Here is a 23270-nt window from a genome sequence, read left to right on the forward strand (position 1 = left end):
CTAGCATCGAGCATGGCCCTGCCCGAGGTGCTCGACCGCATCCCCTTGCTCTCCGGCGTGCCGCGTTCCGTCGAGGAGCTGCCCGGTGGGCTGACGAACCGCAACTACAAGGTCACGACCCCCCGCGGCGTGTACGTGGCGCGCGTGTGGGCCGGCGACGGCTCGCTGCTGGGGATCGACAGGGACGCCGAGCACGCCTGCTCGCTGGCCGCCGAGGCGGCCGGGGTGGGGGCGCCGGTGCACGCGTACCTGCCTGACCTGGGGGTGCTAGTGGTGGGGTTCCTGCCGGGGCGGACGTTCACGGAGGCCGATCTCCGCGACCCGGCGAACCTGCCCAGGGTGGCGGAGGCGTGCCGTCGCCTGCATGCCGGGCCGCGGTTCGTACGGGACTTCGACATGTTCGACGTCCAGCGGCGTTACCTGGGGATCGTGTTGGGCCGCGGTTACCGACTTCCTGCGAAATATCTCGATTTCATGCCCGCTGTTGACCGGATCCGGAAATGTCTGGAAATACGGGCAGAAGGCACCGTGCCGTGCAACAACGACCTCCTGCCCGGCAACATCCTCGACGACGGCCGCCGCCTCTGGCTGATCGACTACGAGTACGCGGGCAACAACGACCCCTGCTTCGAGCTCGGCAACATCTGGAGCGAGTCCGACCTGCCGCCCGGCCACCTGGAGGAGCTCGTCACCGCGTACTACGGCCGCCGCCTCCGCCACAAGATCGCCCGCGCCCGCCTGCTCGGCCTCATGTCCAAGTACGGCTGGACGCTCTGGGCCTCCATCCAGGACGGCTCGAACGAGACCATCGACTTCGACTTCTGGTCGTGGGGCATGGAGAAGTACGAGCGGGCGGTGGCCGAGTTCACCGGATCCGGCCTTACGGACATCATGGACGAGGCGGCGCGGGCAGACTAGAGGCATGATCGCCGCACTGACGGGCCTGGGGCTGTCCACGGCCGCCGGACTGAACGCCTACATCCCGCTCCTGGTCGTGGGCGTCCTGGCCAATTTCACCGACGCCGTGAAGCTCCCCGACGGCTACTCCTGGCTCTCCAACTGGGGCGTGCTCGCGGTGATCGCCGTCCTGCTGGCGGCCGAGTTCGTCCTGGACAAGGTGCCCGCCGTGGACAGCATCAACGACACCATCCAGACCGTGGTGCGCCCGGCGTCGGGCGGCGTGGTCTTCTCGGCCACGAGCGCGGCGGCCGAACTGGACAACTCCACCTGGATGGCCGAGCACCCGTGGGCCAGCTGGCTGCTGGGCATCGTGATGGCGCTGGCCGTACACGCGATCAAGGCCGTCGCCCGTCCGATGATCAACGTCGGGACGGCGGGCGTGGGCGCCCCGGTGGTGAGCACGATGGAGGACGCGGGCTCGCTGGGCATGAGCGTGGTCGCCGTCTTCGCCCCCGTGCTCGTGATCGTCGCGCTGCTCGTGCTCGCCGTGCTGGCGTGGTGGCTGATCAGGCGGGTACGCCGATTCCGCGCCCGCAGAAGGGCGGCGCGCGGTCAGATCTGAGCGTGCGCCGCCCTTCTGCGGGCGCGGTCAGATCTGAGCGCGCAGCCACTCCTCCACCAGGCCGACGAACTCCTCCGGGCGCTCCTCGTGCAGCCGGTGGCTGGCGCCCTCCCAGCACACGACCTTGGACGCGGGGTCCTTGAGCAGGCCCGACTCCCAGCTCGCCCGTTCCTGGTCCGACCAGATCGACAGCACAGGGCACTGCCTGCGCACCAGGTAGCCGTCGCTGGCCGGGCGCAGGCCGATGGCGTCACGGGCCGTGAACATGGCCTCGAACGCCTGGGCCAGCACGTGCGGCGGCATGCCGTACAGCCTGCGCTTGTGCCAGCGCCTGAGTACCGGGGGCGTGCCGGCGTTCGTGCACCACTCGTCGATCCGCTCGGCGACGGCGTGGGCGTGCTCACCGCGCAGGCCCGCGACCATCCTGGGGAACCTCTGGGCGATCTCGTCCGTCATGCCGTAGCCGGGGTCGACGGCGACGAGCGCGCGCACCAGTTCGGGGTGCTCGACGGCGAGGATGGACACCACCTGGGCGCCCATCGAGTGCCCGACGGCGATCACTTGGGGGATGCCGAGGCCCTCCAGGAGAACCCGCAGGTCCTCGGCCATCATGCGCGGGGTGTTGCCGTCCTCGGGGACGGATGAGTAGCCGTGCCCGCGCAGGTCGACGGCGACCACCCGGTGAGCGGCGGCCAGCGCGTCGATGTGCCAGGACCACTGGTGGGAGTCGGCGCCCCACCCGTGGACGAGCAGCAGTGGCGGCCCGTCCCCGTCGTCGGTGTAGAAGAGCCGGATATCTCCGCCTACGTCCGCGTACGGCATCTACCGCCCCCCACCCTGCGCCCAGGACATCAGCGCGCCCTCGCCGGCCGTCCACCCGCCGTCCACGGCCAGCTCCGCACCCGACACGTACGAGGCCGCGTCCGACAGCAGGAACACGATCGCCTCCGCCACCTCCTCCGGCTCGCCCCACCGCCCGGCGGCGGCGAGCGGGAAGGTGCCCTCTCCCGACACGGCCCCGAGCGGCTGCGTCATCGGGGTGACGATCATCCCGGGATGCACGGAGTTGACCCGGATGCGGTCCTTGCCGAACTCCAGGGCTGCGATCTTGGTGAGCCCGCGCACGCCCCACTTGGACGCGCCATAACCGGCCGTACCGGGGAGGGCCGTGAGGCCCGCGACCGACGACAGGTTCACGACGGCGCCGCCGCCGGACTCGCGCATGGCCTTGACCACCGATTTGAGGCCCAGGAAGACGCCCACCAGGTTCACCTGGAGCACGCGCTCGAACTCCGCCGGCGACTGGTGCTCGATCGTCTGGGTGAGGGCGATGCCCGCGTTGTTCACCAGCCCGTCCAGCCGCCCGTACGCCGCCACGGTGTCGGCGACCACGCCCGTCCACTGGCCCTGATCCGTCACGTCATGGGCCATGAACCGGGCGCCCAGTTCCTTGGCGGTGGCCGTACCCTCCTCCACCAGCACATCGGTAATGACAACCTGTGCCCCGGCCGCGACGCAGCGCCGCGCGGTGGCCGCCCCCATCCCCCTGGCGCCACCCGTGATGATCACAACTTTGCCACTGAGCACGTCGCCCTCCTGCCAGCACTGAAGCACAGCCCCACCCATCTGATCAAGTGCTTGCTTGGTAGCAGGCTGCGCCGGACCCGCCTCGGCGCACTATCCTTCAATTCATCAACACCGACAGGGGGTGACGGAGATCAGCGAGTTGCTCGTCGTCCTACTGGTGATCCTGGCGTTCGTCCTGCTGCTGGGAGGCGTGGGCATCTACTTCCTGGTCAAGCTGGGCAGGAAGGCGGCGTCCAAGGCCAAGCAGGCCACGACACGGCTCACCACGCACGTCAACGCCATGGGCACGGGCGACGCCGCCGAGGTCGAGCGCCTCCGGCTCGACCTGCGCCGCGAGGTGTCCCTGACCCGCCAGGCCGTCGACCAGGCCCAGAGCCAGGGCTGGGGCCTCGGCGACCTGCCCCGCCTCTTGGCCGACCTGTCGGCGCAGGCGGACGTCCACGACGGGCAGCTCGGCATGTACGCCCAGCAGCGCCGCGTGTCGCCGTACGTCGACCACGCCACACTCGACCGGCTCAGGGAGCACCAGGCCAAGCTGACGGCCATGTGCGCCCGCATCCGCGCCGACCTCCTGGGCGACCAGGTCCGGCACACGGCCACGGGCATCGCCGACCTCAACTCCCGCACCGACCTGGAGATCGAGGCCCGCCGCCACGCGCCCGACCCGCTGGACCAGATCGACGAGCTCTACCGCCGCTCGATGGAGGAACGCAAAGACCTCTCCTGACGGCTACTCACTGTGGCAGCAGTGATCCACTACGTGAGCCGGTCGAGGGGAGGCACGACGATGGTCGCCGTTCGGCTGTTCGAGCGGCATCTCCACCCGCCCAAGGGCTTGATGGCCCTTCGGGGGATGACGGTGACGCTGGGCGCACGCCAGCGTCCGGAGGCCGATGTCCTCGTGGTGAACAGGTCTGCGTTCACGCTGGCCACCACCTCCGTCAGTCCAGCAGACGTCCATCTTGTGGTGGAAGTGGCGTCAGAGGACTCGCTGGAAAGGGATCGCACCACCAAGCCGTCATGACCTATGTCCCCACCGGGATTCATCGCAAGCGCCTGCGGACCGACATCGGATTCGAGGTCGACATCGACCTCCATCTGGAGTGGCCACCACGCTAGGCCTCGCCTCATTCGCGGTAGTGGCTCCGGCGGGCTCCCCGTGACCGCTTTCGGGGCAGCGGCGCATGCCCGCACGTGGCAAGCCGGCCGCGCACCGCGTTTGTGCGTGCGCCATTAATGGGTTGCGAGCCGCTCGCCCGGCCCGGCATACTCGGGCGCGTTGATCGCTGAGCTTTGTGCGAAGGGAGAGTGAGACCGTGATGACGACTGTTCGCGTGCCGTTTTCCGCGTCCTCAAACCTTCCCACCGGGTGTCCGCCACTGATCTGATCGGCGCGCCGGTGGGCCTCACACCTGGAGCAATCCCACCGTGCCGAAGCACTCGCAGCACCGTACCCGTGGCAAGCACGCTCTCGACGCCGATGACATCGAATGGCTGGAGAGCACTCCCGAGACCGACGACGGGCCGCCCGAGGGTGACCGCTGGTCCACCTGGGACCAGAGCACACCGACCGAGAAGGGGCCCAAGCCGTACCCCGACTGGCTGGTCACCGAGCTGGCCGCCGTCGACACCGAGTACGGCGTGCTCAAGACCGGCAAGGAAGCCGACGTCCACCTGATCTCCCGCGGCGTGCCGGGCACGGACCGGGTCTGCCTGCTGGCCGCCAAGCGCTACCGTTCCTCCGACCACCGGCTCTTCCACCGCGACTCCGGCTACCTGGAGGGCCGCAGGACCCGCGAGAGCCGCATGAACCGGGCCATGGCCAACCGCACGGCGTTCGGCAAGCAGGTGATCGCCGCCCAGTGGGCGGTCGCCGAGTTCTCGGCGCTGTGCCGGCTGTGGGAGCTTGGGGTCCCCGTCCCGTACCCGGTGCAGATCGTGGGGACGGAGATCCTGCAGGAGTTCATCGGGACGGAGGACGGGTACGCGGCGCCGCGGCTGGCGCATGTGTCCGACGATCTGGACGATCTGTGGGAGCAGCTCGTGACGGCCATGCTCACGCTGGCCAGGGAGGGGCTGGCCCATGGCGACCTGTCGCCGTACAACCTGCTGGTCCACGACGGCAGGCTGGTGATCATCGACCTGCCGCAGATCGTGGACGTGATCGCGCACCCGACCGGCCCGTCCTTCCTCGACCGGGACGCGCACAACGTCGCCACCTGGTTCGCCGCCAAGGGCGTACCGGACGCCGACCCGGACTCCCTCGCCGCCCTCCTCCGCAAGGAGGCCGGACTGGCCTCCTGATCGCGAGCCTGCCGAAGCCGCCGCGTGCACCCGGCCGGGCAACCGCGGGTCCGACGGCGGCGGCGCGCCTCATGCGTCCGGACGAAGCGGTGCGGCGCGCCGCCTCATGCGTCCGGACGAAGCGGTGCGGCGCCCCTCGCGTCCCGGCGGGCGAGCAGTGTCCCGCACGTGCCGAGCACGCGACGCGACGAGCCGGGTGCCGCTCGGCGGCACGAAGCCGGGGCCCGCCCCCGAAGTCACGAGCCAAGCGAATGAGCGGCGCCTCCGCGCGTCACGCGCCTGGCGTCACTTGACCCCGGCCTCGCGCATGTCGCGCAGCTCGCGCTTGAGCTCCTTGATCTCGTCGCGCAACCGGGCCGCCACCTCGAACTGCAGATCGGCCGCCGACTGGTGCATCTGCTCGGTCAGCGACTCGATCAGGGACTCCATCTGCGCCCGCGGCATCTCGCCCGCGATCGCCTTGGCGTGCTGGCCGGCCTGCCGCGCCCCGAAGCCGGGCACCGGGGCCTTGCCGCGCGACTGCTGCCGGCCGCCGCCGAGCAGGCGGTCGGTGTCGGCGTCCTCACGCTGCAGCGAGTCGAGGATGTCGGCGATCTTCTTGCGCAGCGGCTGCGGGTCGATGCCGTTGGCCTCGTTGAAGGCGATCTGCTTGGCCCGCCGCCGGTTGGTCTCGTCGATCGCCCGCTCCATCGACGGCGTGACCTTGTCGGCGTACATGTGGACCTGGCCGGACACGTTACGGGCGGCGCGGCCGATGGTCTGGATCAGCGACGTCTCCGAGCGCAGGAAGCCCTCCTTGTCGGCGTCGAGGATGGCCACCAGCGACACCTCGGGCAGGTCGAGGCCCTCGCGCAGCAGGTTGATGCCGACGAGCACGTCGAACTCGCCCGTGCGCAGCTCCCGCAGCAGCTCGATGCGGCGCAGCGTGTCGACCTCGCTGTGCAGGTAGCGCACGCGGATGCCGAGCTCCAGCAGGTAGTCGGTGAGGTCTTCGGCCATCTTCTTCGTCAGCGTCGTGACCAGCACGCGCTCGTCGCGCTCGGCCCGGTCGCGGATCTCGTGGACCAGGTCGTCGATCTGCCCCTTGGTCGGCTTGACGACGATCTCGGGGTCGACCAGGCCGGTCGGGCGGATGACCTGCTCGACGACATCGCCCTTGACCCGCCCCAGCTCATAGGACCCCGGCGTGGCCGACAGGTAGACGGTCTGGCCGATGCGCTCCAGGAACTCCTCCCACTTCAGCGGCCGGTTGTCGAGCGCCGACGGCAGCCGGAACCCGTGCTCGACCAGCGTGCGCTTGCGCGAGGCGTCGCCTTCGTACATCGCGCCGATCTGCGGCACGGTCTGGTGGGACTCGTCGAGGACCAGGATGAAGTCCTCGGGGAAGTAGTCGAGCAGCGTGTTGGGCGCGCTGCCGGGCTCGCGCCCGTCCATGTGGCGCGAGTAGTTTTCGATGCCGGAGCAGGTGCCGATCTGCCGCATCATCTCGATGTCGTACGTCGTGCGCATCCGCAGCCGCTGCGCCTCCAGCAGCTTGCCCTGGCGCTCCAGCTCCTCCAGCCGCTCGGCCAGCTCCGCCTCGATGCCCGCCACGGCGGCGGCCATGCGCTGCTCGCCCGCGACGTAGTGGGAGGCGGGGAAGATGTAGAGCTCTTCGTCCTCCGTGATGACCTCGCCGGTCAGCGGGTGCATGGTCGAGAGCTTCTCGATCTCGTCGCCGAACATCTCGATGCGCACGGCCAGCTCTTCGTACTTCGGGATGATCTCGATCGTGTCGCCCCGCACCCGGAACGTGCCCCGCGTGAAGGCCAGGTCGTTACGCGTGTACTGCATGTCGACCAGGCGGCGCAGCAGCTGGTCGCGGTCGACGTCCATGCCGACGCGCAGCCTGGCCATGCGGTCGACGTATTCCTGCGGCGTGCCCAGGCCGTAGATGCACGACACGGAGGCGACCACGATGGTGTCGCGGCGGGTGAGCAGCGAGTTGGTGGCCGAGTGGCGCAGCCGCTCGACCTCGTCGTTGATCGAGGAGTCCTTCTCGATGTATGTGTCGCTCTGCGGAACGTATGCCTCAGGCTGGTAATAATCGTAATAAGAAACGAAATATTCGACCGCGTTGTTGGGCAGCATCTCCCGCAGCTCGTTGGCGAACTGCGCGGCGAGCGTCTTGTTGGGCTGCATGACCAGCGCGGGCCGCTGCAGCCGCTCGATCAGCCAGGCGATGCTGGCCGTCTTGCCGGTGCCGGTGGCGCCCAGCAGCACGCTGTCCTTCTCCCCGGCCTTGACGCGGCGCTCCAGCTCGGCGATGGCCGTCGGCTGGTCGCCAGAGGGAGTCATCTCGGTGACGACCTCGAACGGCGCCACCTTCCGCTGCAAATCTGTGACCGGTCGCATGTTGCCACTGTAGGCCGCTCCACCGACAGAAACGCCACCCCGCCCACCGGCCGGGAAACACTCGCTTCGTCAGGCGGACCGCTCCCCTATCCGGGGGAAGGGGGTCGTGGAGAAGACCACCTCGACGGGCACCTAGGAGTATTCGGCAATCTTCAACGCCACGTAAAGGCTCGGGGACGGTCTGGTAGTGCACCGTTCCTAAGGACTGAGCATGAGTTGCGCATGCTCGGCCGAATGCTCCGAACGGTGTTGAGCGTTCTGGTCGCCCGCGTTCGCGCCGTGTCCGGGCGGCACGGATCGTGTCCGTGGTCCGGGGATGCGGGGGCGGGGTCCCTCACGCCCGTGGGCTTGCGTTGCGGCCTGGATGGTCCGATGCCCCTGCTCATCGCTCTGGTGGGCAGGGGGCGGTGCCGTCCGTCGCCGGATCGGGTGCCCTTGGGCGCGTCTGCCGATCGCCACGGCGGCTGCGTCGTGGCGGGTGGTCGTACGTTTGGTGGTGGTGAGGGGCTTTTGCCAGTGCTGGGCGCCCCACTTGGAGGTGTAGGCCGGGTCGACGGCGATGATCGCGATCCCGCTCTGGTCGGCCATCGAGGTGAGCCGGGCGCGCAGCTTGCTGGTGGGCATGCCGGAGATCAATTGGCGGAAGCGTTTGCGGCGGCCGTGCTTCTCGCGGCTCTTTTCCGCCTGAAAGTCGAGGTCTTCGATGGCGATGGCCTTCACCCCGCAGGTGCGCGCCCAGTGCAGCAGCCGGGTCAGGGCGTGGCGGACCTGCGCGTCACGGTGCTCGGCGGTGCCGGACAGGTCGTAGGCGAAGCGGCGGGGGTTGCCGATCGGGTTGCCGTGGACATCGAGGCGCCAGGCGGCCAGGTGGTCGGCGTTGGCGTCCACCCCGATCACCCCGTGCGCGAGCGCGGCGGACATCGGCACGGCTGGGACTGGAGGAGTCTGCCAGGAGGCGGTGATGTACCAGCGTCCGCGCGCGGTGTCCAGATGGATGCGGTAGGCCACGGCCCGGTTGGCCTCGACCCGATCGGCCCATTCAGCGCCCCGGTGGGCGAAGGCCACCCGGCAGGCCAGCACGTAGCGGCCGTGTGGCGCGTTGGCCAGGTGCGCCAGCGGGACGGGCAGCTTGATCGACACTTGGCCGTCGGGGGTGATGCGGATGGTCTCGTTGCCGTAGCGTTTGCCGGACTCGCCGTCGGCGGCCAGGAACCAGCGTGCGGCCTCCCACCGCTGCCGCCATCCGTCCTGGGTGAGCCCGGTGGCGTCCAGTTGGTGCCGGGCGCGGGCGAGTCGTTTGCCGCCCCGCACCACACGGACCCGCCCGGCTCGATGATCGGCCCGCAGACGCTTCAGCCGGTCGCGCAGCACGCCCAGGCGGCGGGACTTAGCGAACCACTCCAGCCGGGAGCGGTAACCGCCCGGCTCCTTGCCGGTGCCCTTCTTTCCAACGGGCAGCGACAGCCGGCGCGTGATCGTGGCGATGGCAGCCTGGAGGCCGCGGATATGGTCGGCCTGGCCGCGGCGGGCCTGCGCCCACTGATCATGTGACGCCTTGGTGACGGCTCCCGCCCAGCGCGCCGACGACTGCACGGTCAGCTCACGCTTACGCGCCGCCCACGTGGCAGCGCAGTGCCCCAGCCCATCGGCGCACCGGGCTTTCAGGTCGGCGGAGGCCAACGCGCCCAGATGCACGCCCACCAGGCGCAACGCCTCGTCATCCTCAGGTGTGAGGTGCTTGAGCCGATCGCGGACGGCGACACCAGACGGGCCAGGCACCACGAATGCAGGGGCGATCGCGCGCAGCTCAGTCATGCTGGAGGACCTCCGGCGCGATGCCGGCACGGTCCGTGGCCGCCCCACCGGCACGAGCGGTCTGTACAGCTGGATGGGGGGCAAACGGGCACGCTGGCATGACTGGCACGCAACCTTCCTGGGTTTCACGTTGCGTGGTCGCAACGATACCAAGAGTTGACTCTTCTGGTAGAACATATGCGCGATACGCGCCAGCAAGCTCATATACAGCCCGCCCGGCTGAGCCATGATCGGCAAGCTGCCCTGACGTGACAGCGGTATTGCCGGACGAGGGCCGACCCCTTACGCACGTGCATGCCCAGCGAATCCGTAGGCAACCAGAGTCACCTCATACAGCACGAGCGTGGTCTCCACCAGCCGCCACGGAGCCGCCGATCTCCGCAGTAGCGGCCATGTGAGTCAGCAGCCCCGAATGCGTGCCGCGATGTGGCATTGCAAGCGAACAGTAAGTCACACCCGATACGGTCGGATTCGCCTGTAGCGGAAAAGGAAGGTTCGATGTCACGACCCAGAGAGGCAATGATCCAAGCGGGGCAGGGCATAGCCCAAGCGGTTGCCCAAGGGGGTGACGTACGGCAGGCGATGGGGCAGGCAGTGGGCCAGGTCGTGGACCAGGCCGGGCAACTGGCGGGCCAGGCCCGCGGCTTCGCGCTCAACCCGCACGACTTCGCCGCGGCGCGTGACGGCGGCGCGTCCGTCGGCACTCTCATCGAGGCCAAGTCGGCGTCGCTGAACGAGGCCGGCGAGATCGTCAACCGCAGCTTCGCCGAGAACGGCATGCACGTCATCTCGCCGGTGGTGATCCCCAAGGGCAGCACGGCGAAGGTGGTCGTGCCGCTGGGCATCCTGGTGGTGCTGGGACTGATCGGCGCGCTCGGCAACGTCATCCCGAACACCGAGCTGTTCTTCGGTCCCCACTACTGGGTGGTGCTGGTCCTGGCGGCCGGGTTCCTGTGGTGGCGGCGCAGCGTGGTGATGGTGCCCGAGGGCTGCAAGGCGCTGATCACGCAGTTCGGCAAGCTGGTGCACATCGCGGACCCGGGCCGGGTGACGCTGTTCAACCCGTGGAAGCGGGTCAGCTACATCGTCAACACCACGCGCGAGTACCCGTTCAACGCGCCGATCAGCGAGGCGCCTACCCAGCAGGGCGTCAAGGCGAGCGTGGACCTGTTCCTGCAGTTCAGGATCGAGAACCCGGCGGAGTTCATCTTCGTGCTCGGCTCGGTCAGCGGCTTCCAGTCCAAGCTCCAGAACGCCATCAGCGAGGTCACGCGTTCCCTCATCTACGCCCAGCGGGCCGAGGAGATCTACGACCTGGTGGGCGAGAGCACGCTGGGCATGCTGGAGAGCCTCAACCAGCAGTTCCTGCCCGCCGTACGGCTCACCGACGTGAACATCACGCACGCCGAGCCGTCCAGCCAGGAATACCGGATGGACCTGGCCGCCCCCGAGATGGTCCGCGTCGCCAAGGAGGCCTACACCTACGAGTACGAGCTCCAGCTGCGCAAGGAGCAGAACGAGGGCGACCTGGTCAAGGAGCTGGCCGGCCTCCAGGAGACGCTGAGCGCCATCCAGGCGGAGATCGCCGGTTACCAGGCCCGCATGGACACCGCGCTCGAACGCGCCAGCCACCAGGCCACGGCCCAGGCCAGGCAGCGCCTGGTCGAGGCCGAGTCCACGGCCAACGCCAACGCCGCACTCCTGGAGGCGCAGGCGCTGGACATCCGGGCGCTGTCGGCCGCGGAGGCGCCCGAGATCCTCGACTACCGCTTCCAGCAGGACCTGCTGAACAAGCTCGAGTCGGTCGCCACCAGGCTGCCGCAGGTGGTGCAGGTGGGCGAGGAGACCGACATCGACTTCCTGGCCCTGGCCCAGCAGCTCGTGGGCGGCAAGGACGCGGCGCTGTTCTCCGCCGAGGACATGGCCGCGATCCGCTCCAGGCTCGACGAGATCGGCGCGCGTGTGCAGAGCCGTGAGGCCGAGATCGCCGCCCTGCTCAAGAAGGCCGCCGCCGACGTGACCGAGCCCCAGGCCCCGCCGAAGCCCGACGAGGAGCTGGAGCGCACCGTCGAACGCCTGCTGCCCGGCAAGGGGGAGATCTGACATGACCCGCGAGTTCTCCAAGATCAAGGAATCGCTGGCCTCCTGGGGCGACATCCGCCAGCTGCTGCGCGGCGGCGAGCAGGGCCAGCTCGTGCCTGTCGTGATCCCCAAGGACCGGCGCGGCTTCGCGTGGATGGCGCTGGTGTTCCTGGCGCTGTACTTCGCCGGCATGGCCGTCCTGACCGAACTCACCCTGATCCCCGCGCTGGCCGCGCTCTTCTTCCTGGTCGTGGCGCTGGTCACGATGTGGCGCAAGGCCATCATCGAGATCGAGGAGGGCACCACCGGCGTGCGCAGCCGCTGGGGAGCCATCACCGGCACCCTCCCGCCGGGCCGCCACTACCTCTGGCTGCCGTGGGACCGGGTGGACGCGGTCGTCGACACCTCCACCGAGATCCCGTACTCGGCGCCGATCGTGGCCTGCCCGACCGCCGAGAGCGTGCCGCTGAAGTCGATCGAGTTCTTCCTCAAGTTCCGCATCGTGGACCCGGTCGCGTTCGTCCGCACGATCGGCGCGGGCAACTTCGACCTGGTGCTCTCCAGCGCGGTGCAGGACGCCATCAGGCAGCGCAGCCGCCGGGTCAACACCGAGCGCGCGTACGACCTGCGCGGCTCCGACGTCGGCGACATGCAGGACGCCCTCAACCGCCAGCTCGGCAGGTACGGCGTGCGCATCACGGGCGCCAACATCCCCGACGTCCAGCTGCCCGACCAGTACCAGCAGCACCTGGCCACCCGCGAGAAGGTGGCCAAGGAGCTCTCGGCCTACGAGCGCGAGTGGGAGCTGACCCGCAAGCGCCGCATCGACACCCTGCTGATGGAGATCGAGCGCTCCAAGAAGACCCGTGACGCCCGCGTCGTCGAGGTCAAGGCCGCCCACAACAAGGCACGCAAGGACGTGGCGCGCATGCTGGAGGAGCAGGAGACCGAGGCGCAGCGGGTGACGTGGGAGATCGAGGCGCGCGGCCGGGCCGAGCTGACCGCCGCCGAGAACGAGGCCAAGGCGCTGCGCCGCCTCGCCGAGTCGTACCGGGACAACCGGGCCGTGCTGCAGTACGAGCTGGCCCGCAGGCGCCTCGACGTGGGCGCCAAGCTCGCGGAGAACGCCCCCCAGCCGCTGGTCGTACGGACCCAGCAGGGCCAGTCGGACTCCGCACTCTCCACCCTCCTCCTCGCCCAGTTGCTCCCCCGCATCTCGGGCACGGGTACCGGCCAGCTGAACGGCCACACACCTTCCGCTTAGGAGAACCCCATGGTGTTCCGCAAGTTAATGGCCGCGTTCGGCGCGGGCGTCGAAGTCGACACGGTGCTGACCAACACCGGCGTGCGCCCCGGCGAGCTCCTGCGCGGCGTCGTCCACCTCCGTGGCGGCAACTCCGACTACAAGGTCGAGGGCATCCACATCAACCTGACCGCGGTGGTCGAGGTCGAGTCGGGCGACAGCGAGTACAAGACGACCTACAGCTTCCTGCGCCAGCAGGTCGCGGGGACGTTCCAGCTGGCCGCGGGCGGGCAGCACCAGCAGCCGTTCGAGATCGCGATCCCGTGGGAGACGCCGATCAGCGCCATCGCCGGGCATCCGCTGCACGGCATGAAGCTGGGCGTCCAGACGGAGCTGGCACTGGCGGGCGCGCTCGACAAGGGCGACCTCGACCCGCTGTTCGTCAGCCCGCTGCCGGCGCAGGACCACGTGATCGGCGCGCTCGACCGGCTGGGCTTCCAGTTCAAGAAGGCCGACCTGGAGCGCGGCACGCTGTACGGCTCGACGATGCCGTTCTTCCAGGAGATCGAGTACTACGCGGGCGGGCAGTGGCGGCGCCACTTCAACGAGCTCGAGCTGACGTTCATCGCCGGGCCGCGGCAGATGGACGTCATCCTGGAGGCCGACAAGCGGGGCGGCTTCCTGACCTCGAGCCACGACGCCTACAACCGTTTCACCGTGCGCTACGACGACCCGCCCCACTCGGCGGACGCGGCGCTGCAGCGCGGGCTGGAGACCATGGCCCGCCACCGCGGCTGGTTCTGATCCCGGCCGCCGCCCCGCCGATCGACGGCGGGGCGGCCGGCGGGTAGGTGATCGCTCCTTTGCGTGCCCTGGCAGTCGCATGGCGCTGTCGTTACCATGACGTCGGGGACTCAATGATCGTCGGACGGCGGGGCGAGGCGATGGCACGGTTCGTGGCGGCGGTGAAGCGGGTCGCCCCATGGGCGGCGCAGAACGCCGACGGCGCCATCGCCCTCCTGCTCGCGATCGTGATCGGCGTGCTGGGCGTGCTGCCCAACGAGATCGTCCCGACCGAGGTGCAGACGCAGCTGGTCAACGCCGCCACGCTGGTCATCATGGCGCTGGTGGCCACCGCGCTGCTGCGCGACCGCGCCCGCCAGGCCCCGGTCGAGGAGACGATCACCTCGGGCGCGCTGGCCGAGCTGCCCGTGCGCCTGGCGCGCATGGAGGAGATCGAGACGCTGGTCGGCAGCACCCGCAAGGCCCTCGACTCCCTCCAGCTCGTCAGGGTGCTGGGCAGCAAGCACGAGATCGCCCAGTCCCACGCGGAGGCGCGCAAGGACACCCCCAGGTGGAGCTTCAAGGGCGGCACCGGCACCTACCTGCGCGCGGTGACCCTGCCCGAGTGCGTCGCGGCCGCCCGCAGGGACAAGCGCCACCTCACGGTCAGGGTCGAGGTGATCGACCCGTCCAACCTCGAGGTGTGCGAGACGTACGCGCATTACCGCCGCTCGCTGTCCGACGCTCCCGACGGCACCGGCGAGACGTGGACGACCGACCGGGCCAGGAAGGAGTCGTACGCGACGATCCTGGCCGCCTTCTGGCACCGCCAGCGCTACGGCCTGCTCGACATCGCGGTGGGCCTGTCGTCGACGATGACCACGTTCCGCTGGGACCTGTCGGCCACCCGTCTCATCATGACGGTCGAAGACCCCAACAAGGCGATGACCGCGCTGGCCGGCACGTTCTACTACGAAAACTGCGACACCGAGCTGCGGCTCAGCTTCGAGCAGGCGCGGCGGGTGCCGCTGGAGATGTACAAGAAGGTGCCCCTCAGCGATGAGCCCACCATCGAGGAGGTGCAGGAGCTGTTCGAACGCATCGGGGTGCCCCTGCCCAAGTCCTACAACGGCCGCGACGTCGTCGACATCGCCCGCAAGGCGTTACGCGCCATGGACCCGTACGGTGAGCCGCGCCCGGCCGCTCACCCGCGAGAGCCATGAGCCATCACGGCGTCCACCAGCGGGTGCTCGGGGGTGAGGCCAGGTCGTGGGCCCTCGAGACGCTCTCCGCCGGCCACCTGACCGCGGTGCGCCACCCGCTCGGATTCGTCTGCCTGCCGCTGGAGCGCGACGGCGGCGAAGGGGTATGCATCCACCTGTGGTCCGACTCGCTCGCGCACGCCGAGAGCACCACCTCGCAGATCCACTGCCACAGCTGGGACCTGGTGAGCCACGTGCTCTACGGCCAGGTGCGCAACGTGCACGTGGTGGTCGCCGACACCGGGACGGACGCCACGCACCGGGTGTTCGAGGTGGTCAGCGGGGCCGACGGCGACCGCATCTCGCCGACCCGGCGCACCGTGCGGCAGGCCACGGGACTGGTGGAGGTGTTCGGTCCCGGCGAGACGTACACGCTGGCCGCCGGCCGCTTCCACAGCAGCGTCGTGCCCGAGGGCGGCGAGGCGGCCACGATCGCGCTCGGGCGGGGGCGCCCGGGCAGCCGCGACCTGTCGCTCGGCCCGCTGGACGGCGGGCCGCACCACGTGGCCAGGCAGCCGCTGGACGCCCGCGAGACCGAGCTGGCCGTACGCCTGATCACGGCCCACCTGACCTGAGAGGCACCCGATGGACCTGGATCACGCCCGCACGGTCGCCGTCGAAGCCGCCGAGGCCGCGGGAGCGCTGCTCCTGGAGGGCATGCGGGGCGCGGTCGGGGGCGCGGTCGGCGTCCGGGCCAAGGGGGACGCCGGCGACGTGGTGACCGATCTCGACCTGGCCTCGGAGAAGCTGCTGCTCGAGCGCATCCTGACGGCGTACCCGTCGCACGCGGTGATCGCCGAGGAGTCGGGGCTGGTCGGGGCCGCGGGCGGCGAGTGGACGTGGCTGGTCGACCCGCTGGACGGCACCAACAACGTGGCGATCGGCCTGCCCGCCTACGTGGTGGGCGTGGCGCTGTGCCGGGGCGGGCGTCCCGTGCTCGGGGTGGTGCACGACCCGGTCTCCGCGCAGACGTGGTCGGCGATCCGCGGGCATGGCGCCCTGTCCGCCCCGGCGGGGTCGTCCTCAGGGGTACGGCTGGCGCCCCCGTACGCGCCGAGACCGCATGGGCCGCTGCTGGCCTGGACCCAGGGCTACGACGTGACCAGGGACGACACGGCGGTGCGTGCGCTGAAGACGGCCCTGGAGCTCCACGCGCGCAGGCTGCTGCAGCTGTGGGCGCCGCTGCTGTCGTGGGCGATGCTGGCGCGCGGCGACATCGACGGCATCGTGGGCTACCGCGCCGAGGCGGTGGACCTGCCGGCGGGCGCGCTGCTGGCCAGGGAGGCGGGCATCGAGATCAGGGCGCTGGACGGCGGCCCGTTCGAGGAGTGCTTCGACGGCACGCCCGACGACCGCAGCTTCGTCGCCGCGCACCCGCGGGCCATGCCCGGGCTCCTCGCCCTCCTCACGTGAGGAGAAGTCCGCAGAAGACGAGGCGGCGGGGCTCGACGCCGCGGGGGCCGCTCAGCCGAACTGCACCAGCGCCCACACGGTGGCGAGCAAACCCACAACGGCCAGGCCCGTGCCGGTGAGCAGGAAGCGGCGCATCGGCACCTTGACGTCGTGGCGGCGGCACGACTCGAACCACAGCAGCGTGGCCAGCGACGCCCACGGCGTGACGACCGGCCCCACGTTGGCGCCGACCAGCAAGGCGAACAGCTGGTTGGTGTCGCCGGCCGGGATGACGGTCTCGACGGCCTTGTACGCGGGCAGGTTGTTGATCGTGTTGGCGAGCCCGGCCCCGACGGCGGCCGTGCGATAGGGGTCGCCCTCCGTGCCGACCAGCCAGGTCATAAGGTCGGACAGGCCGTGCCTGCTGAGCGTGGGCACCACGAGGAACAGCCCCGTGACGAAGACGACGAGCTGCCACGGGATCAGGCTCCACGTCAGGCGCTTGCGGTCCCGTACCAGGAAGGCCGCCACGACGATCGCGGCCGCCGCCGTGGCGGCGACGGCCACGTGCGCCTCGAACAGCAGCAGGGCGATGAACAGCAGGCAGCCGGCCGAAGCGGCCCCGAACAGCACGCGGTCGGCCACCGGCTCCAGCAGCGGCGGCGTGTAGCGCAGGTCGCGCCGCTCGCCGCGGCGCCAGTAGAACACCCACAGGAACGCCATCGTCACCGCGATCGAGGCCAGCTGCGGCGCCCACATGCGCGCGGCGAACTCCTGGGCGTCGAGGCCGATCTTCTCCATGCCCAGGAGGTTGGTCAGGTTGGAGACGGGCAGCAGCAGGCTCGCGGTGTTGGCCAGCCAGATCGTGGTCATGGCCAGGGGAAGCGCGGCGATGCGGGCCTTGGGGGCCAGGGCGAGCATGACGGGGGTGAGCAGGACCGCCGTCGTGTCCAAGTTCAGAAATATCGTGATAAATGACGCGAAAGCAGTGCAAAGAAAGAAGAGCGCGGCGTAGTTGCCGCGCCCGAGCACCGCCATCCTCGCCGCGATGGCGTCGAAGACCTGAGCCTCCTTGGTGAGCTCGGCCAGCACGATGATCGCCACCAGGAAGATCAGCAGCGGCCCGATCTCGTCGAGGCTCTCAGCCGCCGCCTCCCACGGCAGCAGCCCGGTCGGCACGAACGCCACACCGAGACCGAGCAGCCCGATCCTGATCCTGTCGAGCACGCCAAGACGCCGCCACACCCGTCGATCTTATGGCTTGGCTGGTTCAGTCGCTTAAACCCCCTGTCCCACAGGGGATACTGAGCTCATGGCGCGTGACGGCAGGCCCACAGAGATCTTCGTCAGCTACTCTCCGGCCGACACGGCCTGGGCCACCTGGATCGCATGGGAGCTCGAGGCGGCGGGCTACCGGACCATGATCCAGGCGTGGGACTTCGTGCCGGGCACCAACTTCATCGACTTCATGGACCGTGGCGTCAGCGAGGCGCAGCTGGTCGTGGCGGTGCTCTCGCGCAACTACCTGACCTCCCGCTACGGCCGGATGGAGTGGCAGGCGGCGATGCGGGCCGACCCCGACAACCCCTCCAACAAGCTCGTCACGATCAGGCTGGAGGACGTCCGGCTCGAGGGCCTGCTGTCCACGATCACCTGGGTCGACCTGCTGGGCGTCACCGACCCGGGGCAGGCCAGGGCGCTGCTGCTGGGCAGGGTTCGGGAGGCGATGGCGGGCCGGGCCAAGCCTGAGGCGGCGCCCGCGTTCCCCGACGGGTCGATCGTGGCGGCGCCCGCCCCGACGCTGCCCGAGCCGGGCGAGCGGGCCAGGGCGCGGCGCACGCCGGTGACGGCGCCGAAGTTCCCCCCGGCGGCCAAGTCCGACCGGGGGCGCGAGTCGATCAGCGTGCTGCACATCGGCGGCCCGAGGTTCGGCAGGGCGCTGCCCGATCCCGGCGAGCCGTTCACGCCGGAGGACATGCAGGCGCGGATCTGGGCGGATCTGACCGCCATGTACGACCGGGGCATGCCACGTCCGGACCTCATGGTGGTCAGCGGCGACCTGACCGAGTCCGGCAGCCTGGGGCAGTTCGGGCAGGCGACGCGGTTCGTGACCGACCTGCGGCTGCTGATCGGGCTGGAGCCGCACCGGCTGGTGCTGCTGCCCGGGCCGCGCGACGTGACCAAGGCCGCGGCCAGCGCGTACTTCATGACCTGCGAGGCCGACGACGTGAGCCCGCAACCTCCCTACTGGCCCAAGTGGCGGCATTTCGCGGGGTTGTTCGGCGAGGTCTACCAGGGGCTGGACGACCGGGTGTTCGACGGCGGGCAGCCGTGGACGCTCTTCGAGGTGCCCGACCTGAAGGTGGTCGTGGCGGGGCTCAACTCGACGATGGCGATGAGCCATCTGGAGCGCGACGCGTACGCGATGCTCGGCGAGGCGCAGGCGGCCTGGTTCGCCGAGCGGCTGCGGCCGTACGAGGAGGGCGCGTGGCTGCGGCTGGGCGCGATCGGGCATCCGCCGGGCGAGCTGCGGGACGCGCCGACCTTCGACCGGCTGCTCGCGCACCGGCTCAACCTGCTCTTCCACGGGGGTGCGGCCGACGCGCCGAGTGATGGGGAGGGGGGCAGGATCGCCGCGCCGCGCTCCGGGCGGCACCAGGTGGTCGAGATCACCCCTGACGGCCTGCGCACGTGGCTGCCCGACGCGGGCGAGCCCGAGCCGGCCCCGCACCGGTGGAGGGCCGTGCGGGCCACGTTCACCGGCGAGAGCCCGTCGGCCGAGCCGCCCGCGCCCAAGCCGGACGAGCGCGCGCCCAGCCCGGTCGAGCTGCTGCTCGACCGCATCGCCGAGGTCTGCGAGGCCCGGCACGAGCGGGCCAGGATCCGCAGGTTCGACTCGCATCTGGTGGTCACCCACCCCGAGGACGGTTTCGTCCGCCAGACCATGATCGGCGCCCACGTGGGCGAGCTGACCGGCGGCGCCGCCGACGGGTTCGTCCGGCAGGCGCACGCCACCGGTCTGGCCGCCGAGCTGGTCTATCAGGGGCCGCCCGCCTCCCGGGCGCTCCGCGACGACCTGATGCGCAAGGGGGTGCGGCTGCGCAGCTTCACCGAGTTCCAGGGCCTGCTCGACCTGACCGGCTACGTCACCGAGCAGACGGCCAGGCTGACGACCGACCGCCGCTACCCGCCCGACCTGTACGTGCCCCAGCGTTACCGCGAGCTCGACCGCCAGGGAAACCAGATCAGGCAGGGCCTGACCGACGAGCTCATGCGGCTGCTGGCCACCGACCACGGCCGCTTCCTGCTGCTGCTCGGCGACTTCGGCCACGGCAAGACGTTCGCGCTGCGCGAGCTGGCCCGGCGCATCCCGGCCGAGCTGCCGCACCTGACGCCGATCCTGATCGAGCTGCGCGCCCTGGACAAGGCGCACTCGGTGGACGCGCTGGTGGCGGCCCACCTGGCGAGCCACGGCGAGGAGGTCATCGACCTGAAGGCGTTCCGCTACCTGCTCAGGCAGGGGCGGATCGTGCTGCTGTTCGACGGGTTCGACGAGCTGGTGACCCGCTTGACGTTCGACCGGGCGGCCGATCACCTGGCCACGCTGCTGGCGGCGGCGGAGGACAAGGCGAAGATCGTGGTCGCCAGCCGCACCCAGCACTTCAAGTCGCACAGCCAGGCGCTGACCTCGCTCGGCGAGATGGTCGGGGTGCTGCCGCAGCGGCGGGTGCTCAGCGTCGAGGACTTCACGCACGACCAGATCCGCTCCTACCTGGCCAACCGGTTCGACGACGGCAACGAGGCCAGGGCGCGCATGTCGCTGATGAGCGAGATCGCGGACCTGCTCGCGCTGGCACAGAACCCGCGCATGCTGAGCTTCATCGCCGACCTCGACGCCGACCGCCTGCGTACGGTGGCCGGCGCCCGCCACACGATCAGCCCCGCGCTGCTGTACGAGGAGATCCTCAGCTCCTGGCTGGCCTTCGAGGAGCGGCGGGCCAGAGTCCCCGGCGCGGCCACCGCGCTGACCGTCGAGGAGCTGTGGCGGGTGGTGACCGCGCTGGCGGTGCGGCTGTGGGACACCGGCGAGTCGCTGCTGGGCGTGGACGAGCTGACCGAGATCGGCGAGACGCTGACCGACCTGGCCGACGGGCAGCTGTCGGCGGCGCACGCGGCGTACCGGATGGGCTCGGGCAGCCTGCTGGTGCGGACCGAGGAGGGGATGTTCGGGTTCATCCACGCGTCGGTGATGGAGTGGCTGATCGCCCGCCACATCGCCCTGGACAACCTCGCGCTGCTGTCACGCAGGCCGCTGTCGGCGCTGACCGTGGAGTTCCTGTGCGACCTGGCCGACGTGCGGGCGCTGCGCGCGTGGCTCGCCGACCCGCCGGGCGACGACGTGGCCAGGGCTAACGCGGTCAAGATCTCGGCCAGGCTGCGCACGCCCGCCCGCGCCGACCTGCGCGGCGCCAACCTGAAGGGGGAGGACCTGTCGGCCAGGGACCTGCGCGAGGTCGATCTGACCGGCGCCGACCTGTCGGAGGCCACCCTGGCGGGCACCAACCTGTCCAGGGCCACCCTGCGCGAGGCCAGGCTGGTCGGGGCGCGGCTCGACGGCGCGGCGCTGACCGGGGCCGACCTGACCGGCGCCGACCTGTCGGGGGCGCGGCTGGCGGAGGTGGACCTGAGTGACGCGGCGGTCGAGGGCGCCCGCTGGCACCGGGCCTCGCTGATCAACGTGACCGGCACGCTGCCCCACCTGCACGGCGCGGCGGTGGTGCCGGGGCAGCCGGTGGAGGTGGAGTTCGCACCGGCCGGCATCGGTGTCCCGTACGGCTACCACTTCCAGACCACCCGCCTGCCCGAGCCCATCACCTACAGCCCCGACGGCGCCACGATCGCGATCGGCAACGAGGACGGCGGCGTGCTGCTCTGCGTCGGCGGCGCGCCCGTGCGCACGCTGCAGGGGCACCGGGGCCGCGTCTACGCGGTCACGTTCGCGGGCGACCTGCTGGCCACGGGCGCGAGCGACGGCACCGTGGTGCTGTGGGACGCCCTCACCGGCGAACGCCTGCGGCGGCTGAGCGGCCACGCCGACGGTGTCTGGCCGGTACGCCTCAGCCCTTCGGGCGACCTGGTGGCGGCAGGCGGCGGCGACGGCGTCGTACGCGTGTGGGAGAGCGCCACCGGGCGGCTCGCGCACGAGCTGGGCGGGCACCGGGCGCCGATCTACACGGCGTCGTTCGGCCGCTCGACGCTGGTGACGGGCGACGCGGCCGGCGTGGTGCGGGTCTGGGACCTGGCGTCGGGGCAGGTGAAGGAGACGCTCGACGGCCATCGCGGCAGCGTCTACCGGGCCGTGCACAGCCCGGACGGCCGCCTGCTGGCCACCGGCGACGAGGCGGGCACCGTACGCCTCTGGGACGCCGCCACGTGGACGCCGCTGCACGTGCTGACCGGGCACGCGGGCAGCGTCTACTGCGTGGCGTTCTCCCCCGACGGCTCGCGGCTGGCCACGGGGGACACGGCGGGCGGCGTACGCGTGTGGGAGGCGTCGGGCGAATCCCTGGGCGTGCACACCACCCACGCGGCGGCCGTCTACCAGGTGACCTTCAGCCCCGACGGGCAGACGCTGGCCAGCGGCGACTCGGGCGGCGTGGTCCGGCTCCAGCCGATCGGCGGCGGGCGGCGGGTCGAGCTGACCGGGCACCGCAGCTCGGTCTGGCCGTTCGCGTTCCGGCCCGACGGGCAGCAGCTGGCCACCAGCAGCAACGACGGCACCGTACGCCTGTGGGACCCCGAGTCGGGCAAGTGCCAGCGGGTGCTGCGCGGGCACGGGCGGCGCATCTCGTCCGTCAGGTTCAGCGCCGACGGGTCGATGCTGGCGACCAGCGGCAACGACGGCGTCGTACGCGTGTGGGAGTCGCGCACCGGGCGGCGGCTGCGGGAGTTCACCGGCACGGCCGACCGGCTCATCTCGGCCCTGTTCTCCCCCGCCGGGCCGGTGCTGGCCACCTCCAGCAACGACGGCGGCGTGCACTTCTGGAACGCCACCACCGGCGACTACGAGCGCGAGCTGCACGCCGAGACCGACCACGTCTGGGCAGAGGCGTTCAGCCCCGACGGCGACCTGCTGGCCACGGCCAACGACGACGACAGCGTCAGGATCTGGTACCGCCCGACCGGGCGGCTGGCGGTCAACCTGGCCGACCACCGCGGGCGGGTGCGCTCGATCGCGTTCAGCCCGGACGGCGAGTACGTGGCCACGGGCTGCGACGACAAGCTCGTACGCCTGTGGCACGTGGCCTCCGGCGGCCGGGTGGCCACCCTCGAAGGGCACACCGACCGGGTCTACTCGGTGGCCTTCTCCCCCGACGGCCGCCACCTGGCCAGCGCCGGCAACGACGGCCGGGCGATGTTGTGGGAGCTGCGCCCCGGCCAGGCGTGGCAGCCCCGGCTGGTGCACGAGCTGCGGCACGAGGGGCGGCTGTGGAGCCTCGCCTTCAACGCCTCGGGCGACCGGCTGGCCACCGGCGGCGACGACCTGGTGGTGCGGGTCTGGGAGACCGCGACCGGGCGGACGCTGCAGGAGCTGGCCGGGCACGCCCGCCGGGTGTGGTCGGTCGCCTTCAGCCCCGTCTCCGACCTGCTGGCCAGCGCGGGTGACGACGGCGTGGTGATCCTCTGGGAGGGCGGTGAGCGGCGGGCGACCCTGCTCGGGCTGACCGAGGGGTGGGCGGCGCTGGCGCCCGACGGCCGCTACAAGATCCAGGGGGCGCCGGCGGGGCAGTTCTGGCACGTCATCGGGATGTCGCGGTTCGAGCTGGGCGAGCTCGACGCCTACCTGCCGGGGGTGCGGCAGGTGCCCCTCGACTCACCCTTCTGA

17 protein-coding genes and 1 pseudogene are annotated in these 23270 nt (G+C 70.8%); 12 read left to right on the forward strand and 6 right to left on the reverse strand.

Annotation, left to right across the window (positions count from 1 at the left end):
* The first annotated feature begins 12 nt into the window (after nt 1-12).
* Together ACIBVN_RS10290 and ACIBVN_RS10295 are read left to right on the forward strand one after the other, a co-directional pair.
* Nucleotides 13-918 (forward strand): phosphotransferase, encoded by a 906-nt coding sequence (locus ACIBVN_RS10290; protein ID WP_397134738.1) that lies wholly within the window; start codon nt 13-15, stop codon nt 916-918.
* A gap of 4 nt (nt 919-922) precedes the next feature.
* Nucleotides 923-1522 carry a DUF4126 domain-containing protein gene (locus ACIBVN_RS10295; RefSeq protein ID WP_397134740.1) on the forward strand — a complete coding sequence of 200 codons (600 nt, stop codon included), beginning with the start codon at nt 923-925 and terminating at the stop codon, nt 1520-1522.
* Nucleotides 1523-1549: 27 nt separating this feature from the next.
* On the opposite strand, the gene ACIBVN_RS10300 is transcribed toward ACIBVN_RS10295, so the two are convergent.
* A complete protein-coding gene (locus ACIBVN_RS10300; RefSeq protein ID WP_397134742.1) occupies nt 1550-2344 on the reverse strand; it encodes an alpha/beta fold hydrolase in 795 nt (264 codons plus the stop codon).
* Entirely contained in the window at nt 2345-3109 is a 765-nt protein-coding gene (locus tag ACIBVN_RS10305) for a glucose 1-dehydrogenase (RefSeq protein ID WP_397134744.1), read from the reverse strand. It lies immediately after the preceding gene.
* 121 nt (nt 3110-3230) lie between these two features.
* Here ACIBVN_RS10305 and ACIBVN_RS10310 point away from each other — a divergent pair, with 121 nt between their 5' ends.
* From ACIBVN_RS10310 to ACIBVN_RS10320, 3 genes are all read left to right on the forward strand, one after another.
* Nucleotides 3231-3836: a hypothetical protein gene (locus tag ACIBVN_RS10310; protein WP_397134746.1), complete on the forward strand. Its 606-nt coding sequence runs from the start codon at nt 3231-3233 to the stop codon at nt 3834-3836.
* 21 nt (nt 3837-3857) lie between these two features.
* A complete protein-coding gene (locus ACIBVN_RS10315; protein ID WP_397134748.1) occupies nt 3858-4133 on the forward strand; it encodes a hypothetical protein in 276 nt (91 codons plus the stop codon).
* Between the two features lie 404 nt (nt 4134-4537).
* Nucleotides 4538-5413, forward strand: a complete 876-nt coding sequence (locus ACIBVN_RS10320; protein ID WP_397134750.1) for a serine protein kinase RIO — start codon at nt 4538-4540, stop codon at nt 5411-5413.
* A gap of 285 nt (nt 5414-5698) precedes the next feature.
* Here ACIBVN_RS10320 and uvrB read toward each other — a convergent pair whose 3' ends face one another.
* The 3 genes and pseudogenes from uvrB to ACIBVN_RS10335 all read right to left on the reverse strand — a co-directional run bounded on the left by uvrB (nt 5699) and on the right by ACIBVN_RS10335 (nt 9622).
* Nucleotides 5699-7807 (reverse strand): excinuclease ABC subunit UvrB, encoded by a 2109-nt coding sequence (gene uvrB / locus ACIBVN_RS10325; protein ID WP_397134752.1) that lies wholly within the window; start codon nt 7805-7807, stop codon nt 5699-5701.
* Nucleotides 7808-7876: 69 nt separating this feature from the next.
* Nucleotides 7877-8105 (reverse strand): annotated as a pseudogene (locus ACIBVN_RS10330) (transcriptional regulator).
* Complete coding sequence (locus ACIBVN_RS10335; RefSeq protein WP_397134754.1) at nt 8006-9622, reverse strand: IS200/IS605 family accessory protein TnpB-related protein; 1617 nt, start codon at nt 9620-9622, stop codon at nt 8006-8008. Before ACIBVN_RS10335 ends, ACIBVN_RS10330 begins: the two are co-directional and overlap by 100 nt.
* 498 nt (nt 9623-10120) lie before the next feature.
* Here ACIBVN_RS10335 and ACIBVN_RS10340 point away from each other — a divergent pair, with 498 nt between their 5' ends.
* The 6 genes from ACIBVN_RS10340 (at nt 10121) to ACIBVN_RS10365 (ending at nt 16405) form a co-directional block, all read left to right on the forward strand.
* Nucleotides 10121-11725, forward strand: coding sequence for an SPFH domain-containing protein (locus ACIBVN_RS10340; protein ID WP_397134756.1), 1605 nt, complete (start codon nt 10121-10123; stop codon nt 11723-11725).
* A gap of 1 nt (nt 11726) precedes the next feature.
* On the forward strand, nt 11727-12968 hold the full coding sequence (locus tag ACIBVN_RS10345) for an SPFH domain-containing protein (protein ID WP_397134758.1): 1242 nt from the start codon (nt 11727-11729) through the stop codon (nt 12966-12968).
* Between the two features lie 9 nt (nt 12969-12977).
* Nucleotides 12978-13751, forward strand: a complete 774-nt coding sequence (locus ACIBVN_RS10350) for a sporulation protein (RefSeq protein WP_397134760.1) — start codon at nt 12978-12980, stop codon at nt 13749-13751.
* A gap of 113 nt (nt 13752-13864) precedes the next feature.
* Nucleotides 13865-14953 carry a hypothetical protein gene (locus ACIBVN_RS10355; protein WP_397134762.1) on the forward strand — a complete coding sequence of 363 codons (1089 nt, stop codon included), beginning with the start codon at nt 13865-13867 and terminating at the stop codon, nt 14951-14953.
* The gene (locus ACIBVN_RS10360) at nt 14950-15567 is read left to right on the forward strand and encodes a hypothetical protein (protein WP_397134764.1); all 618 of its coding nucleotides are present in this window, start codon (nt 14950-14952) and stop codon (nt 15565-15567) included. Before ACIBVN_RS10355 ends, ACIBVN_RS10360 begins: the two co-directional genes overlap by 4 nt.
* A 10-nt stretch (nt 15568-15577) precedes the next feature.
* Nucleotides 15578-16405, forward strand: a complete 828-nt coding sequence (locus ACIBVN_RS10365; RefSeq protein WP_397134766.1) for an inositol monophosphatase family protein — start codon at nt 15578-15580, stop codon at nt 16403-16405.
* Nucleotides 16406-16456: 51 nt separating this feature from the next.
* Here ACIBVN_RS10365 and ACIBVN_RS10370 read toward each other — a convergent pair whose 3' ends face one another.
* Entirely contained in the window at nt 16457-17629 is a 1173-nt protein-coding gene (locus ACIBVN_RS10370; RefSeq protein ID WP_397134768.1) for an SLC13 family permease, read from the reverse strand.
* A 67-nt stretch (nt 17630-17696) separates the two neighbouring features.
* On the opposite strand from ACIBVN_RS10370, the gene ACIBVN_RS10375 reads away from it, so the two are divergent.
* Nucleotides 17697-23270, forward strand: coding sequence for a TIR domain-containing protein (locus ACIBVN_RS10375; RefSeq protein WP_397134770.1), 5574 nt, complete (start codon nt 17697-17699; stop codon nt 23268-23270).

The organism is Nonomuraea sp. NPDC049400 (genome assembly GCF_044466425.1).
GTDB lineage: Bacteria > Actinomycetota > Actinomycetes > Streptosporangiales > Streptosporangiaceae > Nonomuraea.

Bases quoted from the DNA above. Each gene is read 5' to 3' on its own strand.
- ACIBVN_RS10290 (WP_397134738.1), top strand. From the start codon at position 13: ATGGCCCTGCCCGAGGTGCTCGACCGCATCCCCTTGCTCTCCGGCGTG.
- ACIBVN_RS10295 (WP_397134740.1), top strand. From the start codon at position 923: ATGATCGCCGCACTGACGGGCCTGGGGCTGTCCACGGCCGCCGGACTG.
- ACIBVN_RS10300 (WP_397134742.1), bottom strand. From the start codon at position 2,344: ATGCCGTACGCGGACGTAGGCGGAGATATCCGGCTCTTCTACACCGAC.
- uvrB (WP_397134752.1), bottom strand. From the start codon at position 7,807: ATGCGACCGGTCACAGATTTGCAGCGGAAGGTGGCGCCGTTCGAGGTC.
- ACIBVN_RS10335 (WP_397134754.1), bottom strand. From the start codon at position 9,622: ATGACTGAGCTGCGCGCGATCGCCCCTGCATTCGTGGTGCCTGGCCCG.
- ACIBVN_RS10340 (WP_397134756.1), top strand. From the start codon at position 10,121: ATGTCACGACCCAGAGAGGCAATGATCCAAGCGGGGCAGGGCATAGCC.
- ACIBVN_RS10345 (WP_397134758.1), top strand. From the start codon at position 11,727: ATGACCCGCGAGTTCTCCAAGATCAAGGAATCGCTGGCCTCCTGGGGC.
- ACIBVN_RS10350 (WP_397134760.1), top strand. From the start codon at position 12,978: ATGGTGTTCCGCAAGTTAATGGCCGCGTTCGGCGCGGGCGTCGAAGTC.
- ACIBVN_RS10355 (WP_397134762.1), top strand. From the start codon at position 13,865: ATGATCGTCGGACGGCGGGGCGAGGCGATGGCACGGTTCGTGGCGGCG.
- ACIBVN_RS10360 (WP_397134764.1), top strand. From the start codon at position 14,950: ATGAGCCATCACGGCGTCCACCAGCGGGTGCTCGGGGGTGAGGCCAGG.
- ACIBVN_RS10365 (WP_397134766.1), top strand. From the start codon at position 15,578: ATGGACCTGGATCACGCCCGCACGGTCGCCGTCGAAGCCGCCGAGGCC.
- ACIBVN_RS10375 (WP_397134770.1), top strand. From the start codon at position 17,697: ATGGCGCGTGACGGCAGGCCCACAGAGATCTTCGTCAGCTACTCTCCG.